Origin of the sequence: Streptomyces sp. NPDC048142 (assembly GCF_043202835.1) — a bacterium.
GTDB lineage: Bacteria > Actinomycetota > Actinomycetes > Streptomycetales > Streptomycetaceae > Streptomyces.
In genome coordinates, this window is sequence record NZ_JBIDBC010000037.1 from 1 (window position 1) to 21,359 (window position 21,359).

Annotated in this window: 19 protein-coding genes; 10 read left to right on the forward strand and 9 right to left on the reverse strand. The window is 71.6% G+C overall.

The window, feature by feature from the left end:
* Positions 1 to 228: 228 nt before the first annotated feature.
* On the forward strand, positions 229 to 831 hold the full coding sequence (locus ACGF2Y_RS31690) for a Maf family protein (RefSeq protein WP_392954610.1): 603 nt from the start codon (positions 229 to 231) through the stop codon (positions 829 to 831).
* A 69-nt stretch (positions 832 to 900) separates the two neighbouring features.
* Here ACGF2Y_RS31690 and ACGF2Y_RS31695 read toward each other — a convergent pair whose 3' ends face one another.
* Positions 901 to 1,338 carry a hypothetical protein gene (locus ACGF2Y_RS31695; RefSeq protein ID WP_392954612.1) on the reverse strand — a complete coding sequence of 146 codons (438 nt, stop codon included), beginning with the start codon at positions 1,336 to 1,338 and terminating at the stop codon, positions 901 to 903.
* 353 nt (positions 1,339 to 1,691) lie between these two features.
* Here ACGF2Y_RS31695 and ACGF2Y_RS31700 point away from each other — a divergent pair, with 353 nt between their 5' ends.
* Entirely contained in the window at positions 1,692 to 3,446 is a 1,755-nt protein-coding gene (locus ACGF2Y_RS31700; protein WP_392954614.1) for an acetyl/propionyl/methylcrotonyl-CoA carboxylase subunit alpha, read from the forward strand.
* A gap of 121 nt (positions 3,447 to 3,567) precedes the next feature.
* Positions 3,568 to 4,164: a TetR/AcrR family transcriptional regulator gene (locus ACGF2Y_RS31705; RefSeq protein WP_392954616.1), complete on the forward strand. Its 597-nt coding sequence runs from the start codon at positions 3,568 to 3,570 to the stop codon at positions 4,162 to 4,164.
* A 355-nt stretch (positions 4,165 to 4,519) separates the two neighbouring features.
* On the opposite strand, the gene ACGF2Y_RS31710 is transcribed toward ACGF2Y_RS31705, so the two are convergent.
* Together ACGF2Y_RS31710 and ACGF2Y_RS31715 are read right to left on the reverse strand one after the other, a co-directional pair.
* Positions 4,520 to 5,479, reverse strand: coding sequence for a DeoR/GlpR family DNA-binding transcription regulator (locus ACGF2Y_RS31710; RefSeq protein WP_392954618.1), 960 nt, complete (start codon positions 5,477 to 5,479; stop codon positions 4,520 to 4,522).
* A gap of 186 nt (positions 5,480 to 5,665) precedes the next feature.
* Complete coding sequence (locus ACGF2Y_RS31715) at positions 5,666 to 7,105, reverse strand: NAD(P)H-quinone dehydrogenase (RefSeq protein ID WP_392954620.1); 1,440 nt, start codon at positions 7,103 to 7,105, stop codon at positions 5,666 to 5,668.
* A 271-nt stretch (positions 7,106 to 7,376) separates the two neighbouring features.
* Between ACGF2Y_RS31715 and ACGF2Y_RS31720 the strand changes: the two genes are divergently transcribed.
* From ACGF2Y_RS31720 to ACGF2Y_RS31730, 3 genes are all read left to right on the forward strand, one after another.
* Complete coding sequence (locus ACGF2Y_RS31720) at positions 7,377 to 7,814, forward strand: gamma-glutamylcyclotransferase (protein ID WP_007458837.1); 438 nt, start codon at positions 7,377 to 7,379, stop codon at positions 7,812 to 7,814.
* Between the two features lie 116 nt (positions 7,815 to 7,930).
* Entirely contained in the window at positions 7,931 to 8,755 is an 825-nt protein-coding gene (locus ACGF2Y_RS31725; RefSeq protein ID WP_392954622.1) for a purine-nucleoside phosphorylase, read from the forward strand.
* A 246-nt stretch (positions 8,756 to 9,001) separates the two neighbouring features.
* Positions 9,002 to 10,642: a phospho-sugar mutase gene (locus tag ACGF2Y_RS31730; RefSeq protein WP_392954624.1), complete on the forward strand. Its 1,641-nt coding sequence runs from the start codon at positions 9,002 to 9,004 to the stop codon at positions 10,640 to 10,642.
* A 194-nt stretch (positions 10,643 to 10,836) separates the two neighbouring features.
* On the opposite strand, the gene ACGF2Y_RS31735 is transcribed toward ACGF2Y_RS31730, so the two are convergent.
* Positions 10,837 to 11,475, reverse strand: a complete 639-nt coding sequence (locus tag ACGF2Y_RS31735) for a PH domain-containing protein (protein ID WP_392954626.1) — start codon at positions 11,473 to 11,475, stop codon at positions 10,837 to 10,839.
* A 205-nt stretch (positions 11,476 to 11,680) separates the two neighbouring features.
* Here ACGF2Y_RS31735 and deoC point away from each other — a divergent pair, with 205 nt between their 5' ends.
* From deoC to ACGF2Y_RS31750, 3 genes are read left to right on the forward strand one after another with little or no spacing between them, the layout of a single operon-like run.
* Positions 11,681 to 12,628 carry a deoxyribose-phosphate aldolase gene (gene deoC, locus ACGF2Y_RS31740; protein WP_392954710.1) on the forward strand — a complete coding sequence of 316 codons (948 nt, stop codon included), beginning with the start codon at positions 11,681 to 11,683 and terminating at the stop codon, positions 12,626 to 12,628.
* A gap of 5 nt (positions 12,629 to 12,633) precedes the next feature.
* On the forward strand, positions 12,634 to 14,070 hold the full coding sequence (locus ACGF2Y_RS31745; RefSeq protein WP_392954628.1) for an aldehyde dehydrogenase family protein: 1,437 nt from the start codon (positions 12,634 to 12,636) through the stop codon (positions 14,068 to 14,070).
* Positions 14,063 to 14,980 (forward strand): aldehyde dehydrogenase family protein, encoded by a 918-nt coding sequence (locus ACGF2Y_RS31750; protein ID WP_392954630.1) that lies wholly within the window; start codon positions 14,063 to 14,065, stop codon positions 14,978 to 14,980. Before ACGF2Y_RS31745 ends, ACGF2Y_RS31750 begins: the two co-directional genes overlap by 8 nt.
* Positions 14,981 to 15,050: 70 nt before the next feature.
* Here the strand turns inward: ACGF2Y_RS31750 and ACGF2Y_RS31755 are convergent, their stop codons facing one another.
* Positions 15,051 to 15,470, reverse strand: coding sequence for a hypothetical protein (locus tag ACGF2Y_RS31755; protein WP_392954632.1), 420 nt, complete (start codon positions 15,468 to 15,470; stop codon positions 15,051 to 15,053).
* A gap of 62 nt (positions 15,471 to 15,532) precedes the next feature.
* Here ACGF2Y_RS31755 and ACGF2Y_RS31760 point away from each other — a divergent pair, with 62 nt between their 5' ends.
* On the forward strand, positions 15,533 to 16,243 hold the full coding sequence (locus tag ACGF2Y_RS31760; RefSeq protein WP_392954634.1) for a uridine kinase: 711 nt from the start codon (positions 15,533 to 15,535) through the stop codon (positions 16,241 to 16,243).
* Positions 16,244 to 16,265: 22 nt separating this feature from the next.
* Here the strand turns inward: ACGF2Y_RS31760 and ACGF2Y_RS31765 are convergent, their stop codons facing one another.
* The 4 genes from ACGF2Y_RS31765 to ACGF2Y_RS31780 all read right to left on the reverse strand — a co-directional run bounded on the left by ACGF2Y_RS31765 (position 16,266) and on the right by ACGF2Y_RS31780 (position 21,281).
* A complete protein-coding gene (locus tag ACGF2Y_RS31765; protein ID WP_392954712.1) occupies positions 16,266 to 17,282 on the reverse strand; it encodes a hypothetical protein in 1,017 nt (338 codons plus the stop codon).
* Between the two features lie 61 nt (positions 17,283 to 17,343).
* Positions 17,344 to 19,611 carry a hypothetical protein gene (locus tag ACGF2Y_RS31770; protein WP_392954636.1) on the reverse strand — a complete coding sequence of 756 codons (2,268 nt, stop codon included), beginning with the start codon at positions 19,609 to 19,611 and terminating at the stop codon, positions 17,344 to 17,346.
* 69 nt (positions 19,612 to 19,680) lie between these two features.
* A complete protein-coding gene (locus ACGF2Y_RS31775; RefSeq protein ID WP_392954714.1) occupies positions 19,681 to 20,145 on the reverse strand; it encodes a hypothetical protein in 465 nt (154 codons plus the stop codon).
* A gap of 362 nt (positions 20,146 to 20,507) precedes the next feature.
* A complete protein-coding gene (locus ACGF2Y_RS31780; RefSeq protein WP_392954638.1) occupies positions 20,508 to 21,281 on the reverse strand; it encodes a SigE family RNA polymerase sigma factor in 774 nt (257 codons plus the stop codon).
* Between the last annotated feature and the right edge of the window lie 78 nt (positions 21,282 to 21,359).

Genomic DNA, 21,359 nt, shown 5'->3' on the forward strand with positions numbered 1-21,359 from the left:
CGCCACCCGTCACAACGTGGGCAAGACGACCAAACGCCCCGAGAGCATCACCGAACGTAATCACCTGAAAGCTCACAAAGGTTAAATTTTAAGCTGAGAATCCGGTTCGGTATCGCTGAGAGTCCGTGCTCGGCATCCGCTGAGCGATGGGCCCTCGGCCCCTCGGCCCCCGGCCCCCTGAGAGCACTGCGGGACCTCGGACCCTCCGGGCCCTTCTACGATGGCCGCATGACTGATCAGCGCCGTCTCGTGCTCGCCTCCGCCTCCCCCGCCCGTCTCGGCCTGCTGCGCCAGGCGGGGTTCGCCCCCGAGGTGATCGTCAGCGGTGTGGACGAGGACGCCCTGAGCGCACCGACCCCCGCCGAGCTGGCGCTCGTCCTGGCCCGCGCCAAGGCCGCGGCGGTCTCGGAGCGCCCCGAGGCCGCGGGCGCCCTGGTCATCGGCTGCGACTCGGTGCTGGAGCTGGACGGCGAGGCGCTCGGCAAGCCGGCCGACGCCGAGGAGGCCACCGCCCGCTGGAAGTCGATGCGCGGCCGGTCGGGGGTCCTGCGGACCGGGCACAGCGTGATCGACACCGCCACCGGCCGTACGGCATCGGCGACGGCGTCCACGGTCGTACGGTTCGGCGAGCCGAGCGACGCCGAGGTCGCCGCCTATGTGGCTTCGGGCGAACCGCTCCATGTCGCGGGGGCGTTCACCCTGGACGGCCGCTCGGCGCCGTTCGTCGACTCCATCGAGGGCGACCACGGCAATGTCATCGGGCTCTCGCTGCCGCTGCTGCGCCGGCTGCTGGGGGAGCTGGACGTCTCCGTCACGGAGCTGTGGGTCTGAGACCGGCCGTTACGGGTCCGGGACCGGCTACCGCCGATCCGGGACCGGCCGGCCCGGCGTGGCGGCGGCTCAGGCCGCCGCCGGGGCCGCCTCCTCGCCCACCCCGTCGTCGGCCCGGGTCCCGGGCCCGTACGCCAGCAGGGTGAACACCAGCAGGGCCAGCACGGTCATCATGAACGCGAAGGCCCACCAGCCCACCAGGCCGACGGTGACCGCGCCGAGGACGCCGTGCACGACCGCGCAGCCGATCAGGACGATCCGTCCGGCGCGTCCCGGGGTGCGGTCGCGTATCCCGGCGGTCAGCGCCAGCAGCCCGCACAGGACCAGCAGCAGCCCGGAGACGCCGCCCATCACCCAGGTCCCGGTGGACATGACGTCCGGATCCAGGCCGGCGAGCGACATGTTCTGGTTCTCGGCGACCGTGGCCAGGACGGCGTTGATGAGCACGATGCCCACCGCCTCCCCGAACAGCACGAGCGCGGTCACGATCGCCACCGGTCTGCGCATCAGCGTCCCACCCCTGTTACCTCTGGTACGTGCGTAGCGCGGACCCTACTCATGGGTATTCCTTCGGACAAGAGGCTGGACGGGTCCGGGCGCCGGGCAAAGAATCCCACGGCCGTTCGTAGGGACTCCACAAAGAAACGCCATGAGGCGTTGACCTTCAAGACAGAGACCTGCACCACACCGGATGGTTACTGTGCGGTTGAGGATCCCGGCGTACCGTAGTGCGACAAGGGATTTCACTACTGGGGCAAGCCTCGGATCACACTCCGTGTGGGCAAGCTCACCATTGGGGACAGGTCGTACGGCCGTGTCGGTAGTCCCTAAACTCAGCTTGTTTCGAGGAGGGAGTCATCGTGCGCAAGGTGCTCATCGCCAACCGTGGCGAAATCGCTGTCCGCGTTGCTCGGGCGTGCCGGGACGCGGGGATCGCGAGTGTCGCGGTCTACGCCGAGCCGGACCGGGACGCGTTGCATGTCCGGGCCGCTGACGAGGCGTTCGCTCTGGGCGGTGACACCCCGGCCGCCAGTTATCTGGACATGGCCAAGGTGCTGCGGGCCGCCGCCGACTCGGGGGCGGACGCGATCCACCCCGGTTACGGATTCCTGTCGGAGAACGCGGAGTTCGCCCAGGCCGTCCTGGACGCCGGGCTGACCTGGATCGGTCCGCCGCCGCAGGCCATCCGCGATCTCGGTGACAAGGTCGCGGCCCGGCACATCGCCCAGCGTGCGGGGGCCCCGCTGGTGGCCGGCACCCCGGACCCGGTCTCCGGGTCCGGCGAGGTCGTCGCGTTCGCCGAGCGGAACGGGCTGCCGATCGCGATCAAGGCGGCCTTCGGCGGCGGCGGTCGCGGGCTGAAGGTGGCCCGCACGATGGAGGAGATCCCGGAGCTGTACGACTCCGCGGTCCGCGAGGCGGTCGCGGCGTTCGGCCGGGGCGAGTGCTTCGTCGAGCGCTATCTGGACAAGCCGCGGCACGTGGAGACCCAGTGCCTGGCCGACAGCCACGGCAACGTGGTCGTCGTCTCCACGCGTGACTGCTCGCTCCAGCGCCGCCACCAGAAGCTCGTGGAGGAGGCCCCGGCCCCCTTCCTGACCCAGGCGCAGAACGACGAGCTGTACGCCGCGTCGAAGGCGATCCTGAAGGAGGCCGGCTACGTCGGCGCCGGCACGGTCGAGTTCCTCGTCGGCGTCGACGGGACGATCTCGTTCCTGGAGGTCAACACCCGCCTCCAGGTCGAGCACCCCGTCACCGAAGAGGTCACCGGCATCGACCTCGTACGCGAGATGTTCCGCATCGCCGACGGCGAGGCACTCGGCTACGGCGACCCCGTCGTGCGCGGTCACTCCTTCGAGTTCCGTATCAACGGCGAGGACCCGGGCCGCGGGTTCCTCCCCGCGCCCGGCACCGTGACGACGTTCGCGCCGCCGACCGGCCCCGGGGTCCGTCTGGACGCGGGCGTCGAGTCCGGCAGCGTGATCGGCCCGGCCTGGGACTCGCTCCTGGCCAAGCTGATCGTGACCGGCGCGACCCGTGAGCAGGCGCTCCAGCGCGCCGCCCGCGCGCTCGGGGAGTTCACGGTCGAGGGCATGGCCACCGCGATCCCCTTCCACCGGGCCGTCGTCGCCGACCCCGCCTTCACCGCGGACCCGTTCACCGTTCACACCCGGTGGATCGAGACCGAGTTCGTCAACGACATCAAGCCCTTCGCCGCACCGGCCGACACGGACGCCGAGGACGAAGCCGGACGGGAGACCGTCGTCGTCGAGGTCGGCGGCAAGCGCCTGGAAGTGTCGCTGCCCTCCTCGCTCGGCATGTCCCTGGCCCGCACCGGCCTCGCCGCCGGCGCCAAGCCCAAGCGCCGCGCCGCGAAGAAGGCCGGCTCGGCCGCCTCCGGCGACACCCTCGCCTCCCCCATGCAGGGAACCATCGTCAAGATCGCGGTGGAGGAGGGCCAGGAGGTCAAGGAGGGCGACCTCGTCGTCGTCCTGGAGGCCATGAAGATGGAGCAGCCGCTCAACGCGCACCGCTCCGGCACCGTCAAGGGCCTCACCGCCGAGGTCGGCGCCTCCGTCTCCTCCGGCGCCCTGATCTGCGAGATCAAGGACTGACCCGCCCCGCACACTCCGGAAGGGGCCCGGCCCGCGTCGTGAGACGCGGACCGGGCCCCTTCGGCACAGTGGCATCCTGGAACCCACGCAGGGCCCGAGGACCGAGGGAGGGGCAGAAGCCATGGCAGGGGCGATCCCGATGGAGACGAGCACGGCGCAGCCGCCGGCCCGGCCGATGCGCGCGGACGCGCGCCGGAACCACGACCGCCTGGTGGGCGAGGCGCGCAGGTCCTTCGCCGAGCACGGCACGGACGCCTCGCTGGAGGACATCGCCCGGCGCGCGGGTGTGGGCATCGGCACCCTCTACCGGCACTTCCCGAACCGGGACGCCCTGATGAACGCGGTCTTCCAGGACGCCCTGTGCTCACTCCTGGAACGCTCCCGGGAGCTGGCGGCGGCGAAGGCGCCGTGCCGGGCGCTGGTGGAGTGGCTGGGCGCGATCGTCACTCATGCGGGTGAGTACCGCGGCCTGGCCCACGCCCTGATGTCCGCCTCGCGCGACGAGACCTCGGCGCTCGTGCAGTGCCATCAGCCGCTCCGGGAGGCGGGCGCGGGGCTGCTGAGCCGGGCCCAGGAGAGCGGCTCGGTGCGGGCCGACGTCTCCATCGACGATCTGCTCCAGCTGACGAACGCGATCGCGCTGGCGGCGGAGGAGTCGCCGGACGATCCGGAGCTGGCGGACCGGCTGCTGCGGCTGACGCTGCGCGGGCTGAAGTAGCGGGCCTGATGCAGCGCGGCCTGGAGCAGCGGGCTTCGTCCGGGCCCCCGCCCCCTGGGCCCCGGCGTGGTCGGCCGCTGTGATGGCTCCACCCCTGCGCCGGGCGTGGTCGGCCGCTGCGCGGGGCTTCTCCCCGCCCCGCCCCTTCCCGAACCCGGGGCTCCGCCCCGGACCCCGCTCCTCAAACGCCGGAGGGGCTGGGAGTGCCCCTGCCACCGCAAACGCCGGAGGGCCGAGGGGCTGAAAGGCGAACGCCGGAGGGCTGGGAGTGCCCTATCCCCGGAGACGCCGGAGACACCGGAGACAGCGGAGACACCGAGAAGCGAGCGCCCGAAGGGCAGAGGGCTGGAAGGCCCTACCGCCGTCGCAGGTCCGCGACCCGCGCCCGCTCTCCCGGTACGTCAGCCAGTGCGGAGGCGCTGCGGAGCTGTGGCCCGAGGCCGCCGTTCTGTGTGCGCCGCTGACCGGGCAGCGGCATGTCCCGGCGGGGCTGACGCCCCGGTGGGGAGCTGTCCCCGCCGGACGCGTCCGCTCCCGGACCGGCCACCGTGATCTCCACGCCCTGGTCCGCCAGGGACTGGAGCTCTGCGGCGGCCCGCTCGTCGTGGAGCGGGGGCTCGTCCGTGACCAGGCGGGTGATCAGCTCGGTGGGCACCGTCTGGAACATGGTGTCCGCGCCGAGCTTGGTGTGATCCGCCAGGACCACCACCTCCGCGGCGGCCTGGACGAGAGCCCGGTCGACGCTGGCCGAGAGCATGTTGGAGGTGGACAGACCACGCTCCGCCGTGAGGCCGCTCCCGGACAGGAAGGCCCGGGAGACCCGCAACCCCTGGAGGGACTGCTCGGCCCCGCTGCCCACCAGCGCGTAGTTGCTCCCGCGCAGGGTGCCGCCGGTCATGACGACTTCGACCCGGTTGGCATGGGCCAACGCCTGGGCCACCAGCAGGGAGTTGGTGACGACGGTCAGGCCGGGGACCCGCGCGAGCCGGCGGGCCAGCTCCTGCGTGGTCGTGCCGGCGCCGACCACGATGGCCTCGCCCTCGCCGACGAGACCTGCGGCCAGGTCGGCGATGGCCGTCTTCTCCGCGGTGGAGAGATGGGATTTCTGCGGAAAGCCGGACTCCCGCGTAAAACCGCCCGGCAAGACCGCACCGCCGTGCCGGCGGTCGAGGAGTCCTTCTGCCTCCAGTGCCCGCACGTCCCGCCGTACGGTCACTTCGGAGGTCTGGACGACGCGGGCGAGCTCACGGAGCGATACCGCCCCGTTGGCACGCACCATTTCGAGGATCAACTGACGACGTTCTGCAGCGAACACGGAACTGACAGTAACCTGGCCGTCGGTGAGTTTTCAGCAGTTTGCGCCGAATAACAGAAGTTGTACTTCAACGGGGCCTCCAAGTGGTATAGGAGGCCCCGTTGTTGTTCAGGAGTGATCGCCAAGCGGTCGCAGCGCCGTCCGGACTGCCGGAGGTTGCCGGGGAATGTCTGGTTTCCCGGGCGGTCAGCCCTCGCCCGTGAGCTTGCGGGTGTGCAACTGCCGGGCCACTTCCGCGATCGATCCGGACAGGGACGGGTACACGGTGAATGCGTTTGCGATCTGCTCCACCGTCAGGTTGTTGTCGACCGCGAGCGAGATGGGGTGGATCAGCTCGCTGGCGCGCGGCGCGACCACGCAGCCGCCGACCACGATCCCCGTACCGGGACGGCAGAAGATCTTGACGAAGCCGTCGCGGATGCCCTGCATCTTGGCGCGCGGGTTGCGCAGCAGCGGCAGCTTCACCACCCGGGCCTCGATCCGGCCCGCGTCGACGTCGGCCTGGCTGTAGCCGACGGTGGCGATCTCCGGGTCGGTGAAGACGTTGGCGGAGACCGCCTTGAGGTTCAGCGGGGCGACCGCGTCGCCCAGGAAGTGGTACATCGCGATCCGGCCCTGCATCGCGGCGACCGAGGCCAGCGCGAAGATGCCGGTGACGTCACCGGCCGCGTAGACGCCGGGGGCGCTGGTACGCGAGACCCGGTCGGTGAGGATGTGCCCGGAGTCCTTGAGCCGTACGCCGGCCTCCTCCAGGCCCATGCCCGCGGTGTTCGGGATCGCGCCGACCGCCATCAGGCAGTGCGAGCCGGTGATGACCCGGCCGTCGGCCAGCGTCACCTCGACCCGGTCGCCGACGCGCTTGGCGGACTGGGCGCGGGAGCGGGACATGACGTTCATCCCGCGGCGACGGAAGACGTCCTCCAGGACGGCGGCGGCGTCCGGGTCCTCGCCGGGCAGCACCCGGTCGCGGGAGGAGACGAGGGTGACGCGGGAGCCGAGCGCCTGGTAGGCCCCGGCGAACTCGGCGCCGGTGACACCGGATCCGACGACGATGAGCTCCTCGGGAAGCTCGTCGAGGTCGTAGACCTGGGTCCAGTTCAGGATGCGCTCGCCGTCGGGCTGCGCGTCCGGGATCTCCCGGGGATGGCCGCCGGTCGCTATCAGCACGGCGTCGGCGGTGAGCCGCTCCTCGGTGCCGTCGGCGGCGGTGACGACGACCTGGCGGGACCCGTCGGCCGCCTGGAGGCCGTCGAGCCGGCCCCGGCCGCGCATCACGCGGGCGCCGGCCCGGGTGACGGAGGCGGTGATGTCGTGGGACTGGGCGAGCGCGAGGCGCTTGACCCGGCGGTTGACCTTGCCGAGGTCCACGCCGACGACCCTGGCCGCCCGCTCCACGTGCGGCGTGTCGTCGGCGACGATGATGCCCAGCTCCTCGTAGGAGGAGTCGAAGGTGGTCATCACCTCGGCCGTCGCGATCAGGGTCTTCGAAGGTACGCAGTCGGTGAGGACCGAGGCCCCGCCGAGACCGTCGCAGTCGACGACGGTCACCTCCGCGCCGAGCTGGGCGCCCACCAGGGCTGCCTCGTAGCCGCCGGGGCCGCCGCCGATGATCACGATCCGGGTCACGAAAAGTCCGCCTCGCGTTGGGTAACCCGCGGCCGCCTGCCGCCCCGGCCGGGGGTCCGGGGGATCGCCCCGGGGGAATGCAGTACGTACTCCATTGTCCCGCACGCGCCAACGTGCTTCGCCCCGGGGCCCTCCATTCGGGAACGAGGACGTCCGCCGCAGGGTGACGGGCCCCGGGGGCGGAGCCGGGCACCCGCCCCGTACTCCCCCGCCCGGGGCCTTCGTCACAGGAACCGCCGTTCCCGCACCCACCTCCCGTACCCTCGGTCCCATGTCGCTCTACGCCGCGTACGCCGGCAACCTCGACGCGCGGCTGATGACCCGCCGCGCACCGCATTCCCCGATGCGCAGCACCGGCTGGCTCAACGGCTGGCGGCTGACCTTCGGCGGGGAGCAGATGGGCTGGGAGGGGGCGCTGGCCACCGTGGTGGAGGCGCCGCGCTCCCAGGTCTTCGTCGCGCTGTACGACCTGGCGCCGATGGACGAGGACTCCATGGACCGCTGGGAGGGCGTCGGGCTCGACATATACCGGCGGATGCGGGTGCGGGTGCACACCCTGGACGGCGAGGAGCCGGCCTGGATGTACGTGCTGAACGGATACGAGGGCGGGCTGCCCTCGGCGCGCTATCTGGGCGAGATCGCGGACGCCGCAGAATCCGCCGGCGCACCGCACGACTATGTGATGGAACTGCGCAAGCGCCCCTGCTGACCTGGGCGGAAGGGGACCCGGTCCCGCCGCCTTCGTACAAAAGCACAAAGACCCGCGGCGCGTCTTTGCGCCAGTACATCTACGCGCGTAGGGATTCAGCGGTTACGCTCGTCCGCGTGAACGCATCTGTTATTCCGGACAACATCCAGGGCGACCCGCAGAAAGCCGCTGCCGGGGCCGCCGCCCGCCTCCGCGAGCTGACCGGCGCCGAGACCCATGACGTCGCCCTGGTCATGGGCTCCGGCTGGGCGCCCGCGGGCGAAGCACTCGGCGTCCCGGAGGCCGAGTTCCCCGTGACCGAGCTGCCCGGCTTCCCGGCGCCCGCCGTCGAGGGCCACGGCGGCACGGTCCGCTCGTACCGGATCGGCGAGAAGCGCGCGCTGGTCTTCCTCGGCCGCACGCACTTCTACGAGGGCCGGGGCGTCGCCGCCGTCTCCCACGGGGTCCGTACGGCGGTGGCCGCGGGCTGCAAGACCGTCATCCTGACGAACGGCTGCGGTGGTCTGCGCGAGGGCATGTACCCGGGGCAGCCGGTCCTGATCAGCGACCACATCAACCTGACGGCCGCCTCCCCGATCATCGGCGCCAACTTCGTCGACCTGACCGACCTGTACTCCCCGCGGCTGCGCGCGCTGTGCAAGGAGATCGACGACTCCCTCGAAGAGGGCGTGTACGTCCAGTTCCCCGGCCCGCACTACGAGACCCCGGCCGAGATCAACATGGTCCGGGTGCTCGGCGGCGACCTGGTGGGCATGTCCACGGTCCTGGAGGCCATCGCGGCCCGGGAGGCGGGCGCCGAGGTGCTCGGCCTCTCCCTCGTCACCAACCTGGCGGCGGGCCTGTCCGGAGAACCCCTCAACCACGAGGAGGTCCTCCAGGCCGGCCGCGACTCGGCGACCCGGATGGGCGCGCTGCTGGCGAGGGTGCTCGACCGCATCTGAGCGGCCTCCCCGCCCTTCCGGCCGCACTCTCGGCCCCGCCTGGCCGGGTATGGCCCTCCCGGCCGGGTATCCGGGTACGCGGCCGGCCCGGCCGGGTATGCGGCCCGTCCGGCTGAGTTTCCGGCCCGTCCGGCGTTCGGGGACCGGGGCCGGGGCTGAGCCCCGGCCCCGCCACGTTCCGCCCGCGCCCCACCCCCGGCACCCCACCCCCGTACCCCTTCCGCACACCCCCGAAAGGCGGCCCCCGTGCAGCACGACCCCATCGCGCAGGCCAGGACCTGGCTGGCCGAGGACCCCGACCCCGAGACGCGCGACGAGCTGGCCGCGATCATCGAGGCGGGCGACACCCAGGAGCTCGCCGCCCGTTTCGCGGGCACGCTCCAGTTCGGCACCGCCGGACTGCGCGGGGAGCTCGGAGCCGGGCCGATGCGGATGAACCGGTCCGTGGTGATCCGGGCCGCGGCGGGCCTCGCCGCCTACCTCAAGGCGCAGGGCCACGAGGGCGGGCTCGTCGTCATCGGGTACGACGCCCGCTACAAGTCCGCGGACTTCGCGCGCGACACGGCGGCCGTGATGACCGGTGCCGGACTGCGCGCCGCCGTGCTGCCCCGCCCGCTCCCCACCCCCGTACTGGCGTACGCCATACGGCATCTGGGAGCCGTCGCCGGGGTCGAGGTCACCGCAAGCCACAACCCGCCGCGCGACAACGGCTACAAGGTCTACCTCGGCGACGGCTCGCAGATCGTGCCCCCGGCCGACGGCGAGATCGCCGCCGCCATCGCGGCGGTCGGCCCGCTGGCGGGTGTCGTCCGCCCCGAGAACGGCTGGGAGACCCTCGGCGAGGAGGTGCTGGACGCCTACCTCGCCCGTACGGACGCGGTCCTGGCCGCCGGCGGCCCCCGTACGGCTCGCACGGTCTACACCGCGATGCACGGCGTCGGCACCTCGGTGCTGACCGCCGCGTTCGCCCGAGCCGGGTTCCCCGCGCCGGTGCTCGTCACCGAGCAGGCCGAGCCGGACCCCGCGTTCCCCACCGTGGCCTTCCCCAACCCGGAGGAGCCCGGCGCGATGGATCTCGCCTTCGCCACCGCGCGCCGGGCCGCGCCGGACCTGATCATCGCCAACGACCCGGACGCGGACCGCTGCGCCGTCGCCGTGCCCGACACCGCCGCGGAGGGCGGCTGGCGGATGCTGCGCGGCGACGAGGTGGGCGCGCTGCTCGCCGCGCACCTGGTGGAGCGGGGCGTCAGCGGCGTGTTCGCCGAGTCGATCGTGTCGTCCTCGCTGCTCGGCCGGATCGCCGAGAAGGCGGGCCTCGGCTACGAGGAGACGCTGACCGGCTTCAAGTGGATCGCCCGGGTGGACGGCCTGCGGTACGGGTACGAGGAAGCCCTCGGCTACTGCGTCGACCCCGAGGGCGTCCGCGACAAGGACGGCATCACCGCCGCCCTGCTGGTCGCCGAGCTCGCCTCCGTACTCAAGGAGCAGGGCCGTACGCTGCTGGACCTGCTGGACGACCTGGCCCTCGCCCACGGTCTGCACGCCACCGACCAGCTCTCGGTGCGGGTGGAGGACCTCTCGGTCATCGCCGACGCCATGGCCCGGCTCAGGGAGCAGCCGCCGACCGCGCTGGCGGGCCTCGCGGTCACCTCGGCCGAGGACCTGGCGCAGGGCACGGACAGGCTGCCGCCCACCGACGGTCTGCGCTACCAGCTTCAGGGCGCCCGGGTGATCGTCCGCCCGAGCGGCACGGAGCCGAAGCTGAAGTGCTACCTGGAGGTCGTCGTCCCGGTGGCGGACGCGGCCGCACTGCCTGCCGCACGGGCCCGGGGCGCCGAACTCCTCGCCGGGATCAAGCGGGACCTGGCTGCGGCAGCGGGAATCTGACGCGCCGCTTCACCCGAATGGGCCGGTACCCCTGACGGGGTGCCGGCCCTTCGCTGTTCCGTGGCGGCGGCCTCAGAGCCTGTCGGGTGACCTTCGACCGGAAAGCGGACGCGGCATGGTGCGTGCGATTCCAAGGCGCCGGAAGCGTGCGTGCCAGGGCGTGGCCGCCCGGTCAGAGGTCACCCGACAGGCTCTCAGCCGACCGCCACCACCACCACGAGCAGGACGGCCCCCGCGACGGCCGGGGCGATCACCTCGTACGCCCAGCGCACGGAGCCCCGGTCCGCGCCCCCGGCGGTCGTGTCGCCGGCCCGCTCGGCGATGTCCCGCAGGTCGCGGACGGTCTGGTCGGCGGATGCGGTGCGCTCGGCGGTGTCGCGGACGTCGGCGCTGACCGACGTACGGCCATAGGGGTCGTCGTGCGCCGCGCGGGCCGCGCCGCGCGCCACGCGCTTGCGGGCGCGCAGGGAGACGGGGATCGCCCACAGCTGGTATTTCGTGCCGTCCCGGGCGAGCAGCTCGGAGGAGTACGAGGCCCGTACGTCGGCGACCTCGGTCCAGGGAAGCTGGATCGTCCGGAACGGGTTGCGGATCCGGATGCGCTCGTCGTCCGCGAAGACGGCGGGCCGCAGGGTGAACGCCACGACCAGCGGCACCACGAGGAGCAGCGCCCCCGCCGCGAGCCACGGAGTCCGTCCCTCGCCCCGGATCATGGCGTCCCCGCCCATCCAGGCGATCAGCAGGAGCAGCAGCGACCCGCAGACCAGTGCGGCGACGGAGCGGTAGGTCCGTGTCGCGGGGGGCGGCTCTGCGGGAGGTGTGGGGCTCGTCATGGGGCCGATTCTGCCTGACGGGCGCGGAGGGCGTCGGAGCGGCCGCCCGGCCGTGGCGCCCCTCGGGTCCCGGCCGGGGTGCCCTCCGGTCCCGGCCGGGGGCGTACGGAACGGCCGGGAGGCGGAGGGGCGGGGTGCGGGACGCACGGATGGCCCGGCCCCCTGTACAGGTCGCTACGCGCGTAGATATGCTCCTCTGGTGACCATGCCCACCACTGCTCCCGCATTTTCCGACGCGACGGCGTCCGACAGTGCGCTGCGCCGCTTCCTGTTCGGGCTGCCCGGCGTCGACGCCGTCGGCCTCGAAGCGCGCGCCGCCTCCCTCGGAACCCGTTCGATCAAGACGACGGCCAAGGCGTACGCCATCGATCTCGCCATCTCGATGATCGACCTGACGACGCTGGAAGGCGCGGACACCCCGGGCAAGGTCCGGGCTCTCGCCGCCAAGGCCGTCAACCCCGACCCGACCGACCGCACGACCCCGCACACCGCCGCGGTCTGCGTCTATCCCGACATGGCGGCCACCGCCGCCGCCTCGCTGGCCGGCTCCGGTGTGAAGGTGGCGTCCGTGGCGACCGCCTTCCCGGCGGGCCGTGCCGCGCTGGACGTCAAGCTCGCGGACGTCCGCGACGCCGTGGCGGCCGGCGCCGACGAGATCGACATGGTGATCGACCGGGGGGCGTTCCTCTCCGGCCGGTTCCTGAAGGTGTACGAGGAGATCCTCGCCGTGAAGGCGGAGTGCGGGACCGCCCGCCTCAAGGTGATCTTCGAGACCGGCGAGCTGTCCACGTACGACAACATCCGCCGGGCCTCCTGGATCGGGATGCTGGCGGGCGCGGACTTCATCAAGACCTCGACCGGCAAGGTGGCCACCAACGCCACCCCCGCCAACACACTCCTCATGCTGGAGGCCGTCCGCGACTTCCGGGCGCAGACCGGCGTACAGATCGGCGTGAAGCCGGCCGGCGGCATCCGCACCACCAAGGACGCGGTCAAGTTCCTGGTGCTGGTGAACGAGACCGCGGGCGAGGACTGGCTGGACCCGCACTGGTTCCGGTTCGGCGCGTCCAGCCTGCTCAACGACCTGCTGATGCAGCGCCAGAAGCTCAGCACCGGCCGCTACTCCGGCCCCGATTACGTGACGGTGGACTGATAGCCATGGCATCCGCATTCGAGTACGCACCGGCGCCGGAGTCCCGCGCCGTCGTCGACATCGCCCCCTCCTACGGGCTGTTCATCGACGGCGAGTTCACCGAGGCCGCCGACGGCAAGGTCTTCAAGACCGTCTCGCCGAGCAGTGAGGAAGTCCTCTCCGAGGTCGCGCGGGCGGGCGCGGCGGACGTGGACCGGGCCGTGAAGGCGGCACGCAAGGCGTTCGAGAAGTGGTCGGCGCTGCCCGGCTCCGAGCGCGCCAAGTACCTGTTCCGGATCGCGCGGATCATCCAGGAGCGCAGCCGTGAGCTGGCCGTCCTGGAGACGCTCGACAACGGCAAGCCGATCAAGGAGACCCGCGACGCGGACCTCCCGCTGGTCGCCGCGCACTTCTTCTACTACGCGGGCTGGGCCGACAAGCTGGACCACGCGGGCTACGGGAGCAACCCCCGTCCGCTGGGCGTGGCGGGTCAGGTCATCCCGTGGAACTTCCCGCTGCTGATGCTCGCGTGGAAGATCGCTCCGGCGCTCGCCACGGGCAACACGGTGGTCCTGAAGCCCGCCGAGACGACCCCGCTGAGCGCCCTGTTCTTCGCGGACATCTGCCGCCAGGCGGGTCTCCCGAAGGGTGTCGTCAACATCCTGACCGGTTACGGGGACGCGGGCGAGGCCCTCGTCACGCACGGGGACGTCAACAAGGTCGCCTTCACCGGTTCGACCGCGGTCGGCAAGGCCATCGCGCGCTCCGTCGCGGGCACGGACAAGAAGGTCACCCTGGAACTGGGCGGCAAGGGCGCGAACATCGTGTTCGACGACGCCCCGATCGACCAGGCCGTCGAGGGCATCGTCACCGGGATCTTCTTCAACCAGGGCCAGGTCTGCTGCGCGGGCTCCCGGCTGCTGGTCCAGGAGTCGGTCCAGGACGAGGTGCTGGACGCCCTGAAGCGCCGGCTGTCCACGCTGCGCCTCGGCGACCCGCTGGACAAGAACACCGACATCGGCGCGATCAACTCCGCCGAGCAGCTGGCCCGGATCACCACCCTGGTGGAGACCGGCGAGGCGGAGGGCGCGGAGCGCTGGAGCGCCCCCTGCGAACTGCCGTCGTCCGGTTACTGGTTCGCCCCGACGCTCTTCACGAACGTCACCCAGGCGCACACGGTGGCCCGGGACGAGATCTTCGGCCCGGTGCTCTCCGTCCTGACGTTCCGCACCCCGGACGAGGCGGTCGCCAAGGCCAACAACAGTCAGTACGGCCTCTCGGCCGGCATCTGGACGGAGAAGGGCTCCCGCATCCTCGCGGTGGCGAACAAGCTCCGCGCGGGCGTCGTCTGGGCCAACACGTTCAACAAGTTCGACCCGACGTCGCCGTTCGGCGGCTACAAGGAGTCGGGCTTCGGCCGCGAGGGCGGCCGCCACGGCCTGGAGGCGTACCTCGATGTCTGAGCAGAACCGTCTGAGCGTCTTCAAGACCTACAAGCTGTACGTCGGGGGCAAGTTCCCCCGCTCCGAGAGCGGCCGGGTGTACGAGGTGACGGACTCCAAGGGCCAGTGGCTGGCGAACGCGCCGCAGTCCTCCCGCAAGGACGCGCGTGACGCGGTCGTGGCCGCGCGCAAGGCGTTCGGCGGCTGGTCGGGCGCGACCGCGTACAACCGGGGCCAGGTCCTCTACCGCGTCGCGGAGATGCTGGAGGGCCGCAAGGACCAGTTCGTCCGCGAGGTGGCCGCCTGCGAGGGGCTGTCGAAGTCCAAGGCGGCGGCCGTCGTCGACGCGGCGATCGACCGCTGGGTCTGGTACGCGGGCTGGACCGACAAGATCGGCCAGATCGCGGGCGGGGCCAACCCGGTCGCGGGCCCCTTCTTCAACCTCTCCACCCCCGAACCGACCGGCGTCGTCGCGGTCCTCGCGCCGCGGAAGTCGTCGTTCCTCGGGCTGGTCTCGGTGATCGCCCCGGTGATCGCGACCGGCAACACGGCGGTCGTCGTCGCCTCGGCGGACGCCCCGCTGCCCGCGCTGTCGCTGGGCGAGGTGCTGGCCACCTCGGACGTCCCCGGCGGCGTGGTCAACATCCTGTCCGGTGCCACGGCGGAGCTGGCGGCCCCGCTCGCCGCCCACCAGGACGTCAACGCGATCGACCTCACCGGCGCGGACTCCGCCCTGGCGAAGGAGCTGGAGATCGCGGCGGCGGACAACCTGAAGCGGGTCCTGCGTCCGCAGCCGGCCGACGCGGACGGCGCGTCCGACTCGGCCGACTGGTCGGCCTCGCCCGGCACGCAGCGCCTGACGGCCTTCCTGGAGACCAAGACGGTCTGGCACCCGACGGGCGCGCTGGGAGCCGCGGGCTCCTCGTACTGACGCCCGCCGGGCACCCGGACGGGGCCGCCCTCCCACTCCGGGGCGGCCCCGTTCGCCGTGCTCCCGTGCGTCAGCCGGTGACGAGCCCGGTCACCGTCCCCACCACGGGCAGGTCGCTCAGCGCGCCGCCGCTGGTGATCGGGTCGGTGAGGACGGCCGTGGTCAGCGGCTTGAAGTCGGCGATCTGGGTGCCCACGGCGTTGTCCAGCGGATCCACCCCGGTATTGGCCAGCGGGTCCAGCTGAAGGTCGGTGATCGGGGCGACGCTGCTGGCCAGCGAGGTCCCGAGCGCGCTCGTCACCGCCGGTCCGGCCGTCTCACCGACCGCCTGGAGGGCGGAGACGCCCTGCTCGGGGGCCTCGGCCACGGCGGGCAGCTGGACGGCCTGTGCGGAGCCCGCACCGGCCCCCAGCGCGGCCCCCAGGGCGGTGAAGGTCAGACCGGCGCGCAGCAGGACGCGACGTTCGGGCTTACGTGCATGAAGTGCCATGTTTTCCACCTGATCGAGCCTGGTCGGGTAATCGTCTGTGCGCGCAGAGTAGTTGAGGTGTGATGCTGGATACCAACAGAAGGCCCGAGTGGTCCCCTGTGCGGATCAATGCCTCACACTTCTGTTCTGTGAGTTCCCAACCGATCCCGACCCGCGTCGTACTGCTCGCGGGCCCCTCCGGCTCCGGCAAGTCGTCCCTCGCCGCCCGCACCGGTCTGCCGGTGCTGCGCCTGGACGACTTCTACAAGGAGGGCGACGACCCGACACTTCCCCAGGTCCCCGGCTCCACGGACATCGACTGGGACTCCGCCGGGTCCTGGGACGCGGACGCGGCGGTGGCCGCCATAGCCGAGCTGTGCTGCACCGGCCGCACGGACGTGCCGGTGTACGACATCGCGACCAGCTCCCGTACGGACCGCGAGGCCTTCCACATCGAGCGGTCACCGCTGTTCGTGGCGGAGGGCATCTTCGCGGCGGACATCGTGGAGCGCTGCCAGGAACTGGGGCTGCTGGCCGACGCGCTGTGCCTGCGCGGCCGCCCGTCCACGACGTTCCGGCGGCGGCTGGTGCGGGACCTGCGCGAGGGCCGCAAGTCGGTGCCGTTCCTGCTGCGGCGCGGCTGGCGGCTCATGCGGGCCGAACGCCGCATCGTGGCCCGCCAGACGGCCCTGGGGGCGCACCCGTGCGGCAAGGAGGAGGCGCTGGGCCGGTTCGCCGCGGCGGCGGCGGGGCGGTGCCGGCGGGCGAGCGTGGGGGCGCCGGTCCCGGAGTAGGGACGGACGCCCCGCCGCTCGCTCAGCCGGTGGTGGGCGCCGCGCAGCCGAAGGTCTTGGCGGCTGCCTTCATGAAGGGCTCGGTATAGGCGTCCCGCCGCGGAAGGTCCGGGTGGCGCTTGCTCGCCTCCAGATACTGCTGTCCCGACTCCACCGCCAGGTAGAGGGGGTCGCCATCGACACAGGGCAGGATGACTCCGGCACCCTTGTCGACGATTTCGGCTTCCCGGCCGTCCGGCGTCGTACCCTTGGCCGTGCCCGGGAACTTCCGCATGGCTTCGATGAGCAGCGGGTCCCGGGAGGCCGCGTACTTCATGAAGCCGTCCGCACGGACATAGCCGCGCGTCTCGTCGTCCAGGGTCAGCTTGCAGAACCACAGGTCGGCGGGGGCCTTCTGCCCCTCTTCGAGCACCTCCGCCCCGGCCGGCACCTGGCCCGCCACGGTCAGGCCGTCCAATCCGCACACCTGTCCTGCGGAGACCGGTCGGGCGGCGTCGGAGCGCGGAGGCACGAGCGTTCCGGGCTTCTCGGGGAGGTCGCCGCACCGGGTCCGGGCCGCGATGGTCCGTACGGTGTCGGTGGCCAGGGCGGCGAAGGCGGTGCGGTCGGAAGCCGGTTCGGTGACGTTGAACTCGGCGACCACCGGCCGGTCCGTCCAGCACTTCTCGGGCAGCATGACCCACGCCTTGTGAGCGTCGACCCCGCCGGTCACCTCGCCGCTGAAGAACGAAGCGCCCGTCGGGTAGGGCTCCGTCTCGAACGTCAGCGGATCGTAGCCTCGTACCCCCCAGAGCCGAACAGTCAGCCGGCTCTCGCCTGAGCCGAGGACGACAGACGACTTCTCGACTCTGCACGTCGTGTCCGTCAGGTCGTCGTCATCCAGACCGTCCCCTTCGGCGTCCAGACGCCCGGACCCCGGAAGGACCGCGTCCGTCTTCTCTGCCGAGACCAGGTCCCCACAGAGCCGGTCCGCCGTCAGTACGTTGGTGTTGCGCCAGGCGTGCAGCAGCCCCGCGACCACCACGACCACAGCGGCCACGACCGCCCAGACCTTCCACGCCGGACGCGTACGGTCTGCTGTTCCTGCTGTGCTCACGTGCTCACTTCCTGGTTCGCAGGGCCGAATACGCTTCTTCACGGCCGGTGATGTAGCTCTGTCCCGCCTCCTGGACGGCGTTCCGGACAGCGTTGCTCTCCTTGGCGGCCCCACGCGTGTCGGCCCAGTCCTGGATGAGGCCGTTCGTGCTGGTGACGCCCCACGCTGTCTTCTCGCTGACCTGGCCCTTCGCCACCAGTTCCGCCTCGTCCGCGGCGCCCTTGGACCACTCGTAAGTGGCGGCGTCCACGGCCCGCTGCGCGATGTCGCCGGCCTGCGGAATCATGTTGGCCACCGCCCCGAACCCGTGGTACGCGTAACGCGCTTGGTCGTTGATCTTCCCGATCTCGGCGTCACGAACGTCGAGGATCATGTCCGTGGCGATGGCGTTCATGCCGCCGAAGGCCTGTCCCACATCGCGTGACCTGACATCCCAGCCGGTCACATTCTCGGTCAGGCTGCCCGGGGGAACGCGATCGCCGGTCTCCAGGTACTCCACCGCGTACTGGCGCTGCGCCTCGTAGAGGGCGTCGAAGACCCGGATGGGATTCCCCTCCTCGTCCTCACCGGCCACCCCGTCGGACACACCACGCATCACCCGCAGCAGACTGGCCTTGTCGTTGGTGATGGAGGCGCTGTCGCCCGATCCTTCGATGTCGTCCAGGCCGCTCGGGCTGCCCGGCGCGTACCCACCCAGGATGGCGTGCGTGTCCGCTGTGTAGTCGTTCAGCACACGGCCGAGCGGTACCTTGAGGGCCTCGGGGACGGTGTCGCCCTTGGTCCCCTGGTCCAGCGTCGCGATGATGCCTTGCATGACCCGCGCCTGGCTCTCGCTGTGCGGCCCCGGCTTACCCAGCGGCGTTCCGGGCTCCTGCCCCGTCGCGCCGGCCTCCAGCGCGAGCCCCAGGCCGTGGCGGCTCAGCGGGTCGTCGGTGGTGATCACCCTGGGCCCGGCCACGACGTGCTCCTTCGGCCACTCCCGCGCCTCGTCGCCGTTGCCGATCAGGTAGTCGAGGTGCGCCTGCCCGTGGTCCAGGTCCGGGTCGAAGAAGGCGGTCGACGCGTCGGGGTTCTTGCTCATCACGCCGAGCAGGCTGTCGAGCGCGTCGGCCCGGCCCTCGCGGTGGTTGCCGCCCCACTGCTGGAACAGGGCGCTGTTGTCCTTCTCGGCGGCGATCATGTCGTCGCCGAGCTTGTTGAGGAACTGGTCGTCGAACGGCACGTCGGCGTGCGTCATCATCTCGACGAACGGGCGGTAGCCGTAGAGCGGATTGGTCTTCGAGTCGAAGTTCTTGGCGCCGGCCTCCTTGAGGCCCTCGGTGAACCGGCGGTAGAACGCGCCGTCGCCGCTGCCCAGCCAGGCCTGGTACTTCGCCGAGCCGGGCCCTGCGTCCGCCATCGAACCCGGCACCTGGGTGGCCGTCGCCACCGTGTTGGCCAGGCCGCCCATCAGCCGCGTGGACTGTGCCCCGGAGGCCCCACCGTCCTGCTCGCGGTCGGACAGGACATCGCCCAGCCTAATGGTGTCCTCGGGGCCCAGCTTCGTCAGCAGGGACTGACTGAACGCCTTGTCGCCGGCGTTGTCCCGCATCGAACGCTCGAACTCGGCGAGGTCGGCAGCGGAGACCTTCTTGCCGTCGATCAGGCGCTCCGCGATCTCCTCAGTGTTCCGCGCCTCGTACTCCTCGATGTCGCCGACGGGCTTCGCGTTGAACCCGTTCACGGTGCCGTCGGTGACGTCCGTGTCCTGCACCGCCGCGTTCAGCGCGATCTCGACACCGCCGTCCGCGTCCGTCACCGCCGCGACCAGCCGGTCGATCTGCTGCTGCCAGGAGGCGACCGCCTCCCGTACCGACTTCTGGTAGTCCGGGTCGTGGTGGTACGCGGTCCGTGCGCCGTCGCTCAGGCTCGCCGTGTCGAAGGCGACCTGGCCGCTGTCCGAGACCAGCATGTCCGCCTTCAGGGCGTCGGTGCGCACCGCCTGCAGCTTGCCCTTGAGCTCTGTGAACTGGGTGTGCGCGTCCCGGAGCAGCGCGGCGATCGCCTTCGCCTCGGCCTGGGCCGCCTTGTACTCGTTGAGCGTGATACGGAACCGGGCGTTGGCGGCGTCCGCGCTCTGTCCGATCCAGGTCGGCTCCAGCGTGATGCCGTGGACCTCTTTCTCGTACTCCTTCTCCCGCTTGCCGAACTCGCCCGCCATGCTGGTCCACTTGCCGGCGGCAGTGGTCAGGGCGGACAGATCCGTGGTCATGATCTCGTGGTAGGTGGGCATACCCTTACCCCCGTCTGTCCGGAATACCCGATGTACGTGCCGAGTGGGCGCTTCCCGCCCCGCGACCGGTCAGTAGCCGTCGAACGCGGAGGACGGGCGGATCTGCTGCCCGGCCAGGAGATCCGCCCCGTGGAGGTTGAGACGGGCGCCCATGAGGCCGTTCTCGTCCCCCTCCAGCCGTGTCAGCAGGGCCCGCACCTGCCGCTCCCAGGTCGTGTGCGCCTTCTTCAGCGCGCGTGAGGTGATCCACCCGTCGCCGTCCTTGGCTCCGAACGCCTTGACAGCCGCGGAGGTCTCCTCGTCCGCATGATCGCCGGCCTTCTTGGTCTGCGGCCTGATACGCGTGCGAATGGCCTCGGCCGCGGCCTTCTTGCGCGCCTGGCTGGAGGCCAGCGAGGGACCGCCAGGAGCGAACGGCGGCCCGTAGCCGGGGGCGTACGGGACCTGGGCCTTCGCGTTCGGGTCCTGTCCCGGCGCGAACGGCCCGTACAAGGGAGGCGGGGAGGGATCCGTCGGGGCCTCGTTGAGCCGCATCGATGTCGGTGCGTCGCCCGCCCCGGCCGTCGTCGGATCGCCTGCCTGGCTGCTCACTCGTCCCCCATGGAATTCCTTGGCGCCACCCGCATTTGGCGTGGCCCGTTCACCCTAACAAGGGCCTCTCCAGGCCCACCGGCCACACGGGAAGCGGGGTCGTACAGGACCCCCCGGCCCGTACGACCCCGCTGTGTTTCCCCCCGTGGCCCGCGCTTCCCCCGAAGCGATGAGCCGTTCCCCGTGCTTCCCCCGGGTCCCCCCGGTCCCCGTGGCTCCTGCTCCCCCGTCGCTCCCCCGAACTTCCCCCGTAACCCCTGCCTCCCCCGAAGCAGTGGCCGTTCTCCCCCGTTCCCCCCGCTGCCTCAGGCCACCAGCTCGCCGAAGGACTCCTGCTCGTCACGTCCGAAGCTGAGAACCTCGTCCTCACGCAGCCGGCGCAGGGAGCGCCAGATGCTGGACTTCACCGTGCCGACACTGATGTCGAGGATCGACGCGATCTCCGGGTCGGTGCGGCCCTCGTAGTACCGCAGGACCAGCATCGTGCGCTGGAGTTCGGGCAGCCGGGCGAGTGCCTGCCACAGCACCGCCCGCAGCTCCGTGCCGCGCATCGCGTCCGTGTCGCCCACCGTCTCCGGCAGCTCCTCGGTCGGGTATTCGTTCAGCTTGCGCCTGCGCCAGGCGCTGATGTGCAGGTTGGTCATGGTGCGGCGCAGATAGCCGCCGAGCGCCGCCTTGTCGCTGATCCGGTCCCACGCCCGGTATGTCGAGAAGAGGGCGCTCTGCAGCAGGTCCTCGGCCTCGAAGCGGTCGCCGGTCAGGTGGTAGGCGGTCGCGTACAGGGAGGCCCGCCGCTCCTGGACGTAGGCCGTGAACGCCGCTTCGGCGTCCGCGTTCTCCGTCCAGGCCGTGCGATCCCCCGTGGCCTTCCCGTACGCGTTCGCCCCGTTGCCCCCCGTGGGCGCGTCAACGACCGTCATGTACGGCGTACGCATCTGCTCCGCTGCCGACTGGTGCTGACGCCCGGCGCTGCGAACACACCCCCGCATGTTCATCACGCCGGACTTCTCCGTGCTCCGCCCGACGTCGTGGAGACGCGTGACAACAGCGCTTGAGCCGGTGCTGTGCAGTGCGTTCATCTCGCGCCCCCTGTCTGTGGAGTCCGTTCGTTGCCTGCTGTCGAAGAGCTTGCCGGGGCAGTTTCATGGCGCTGTCCC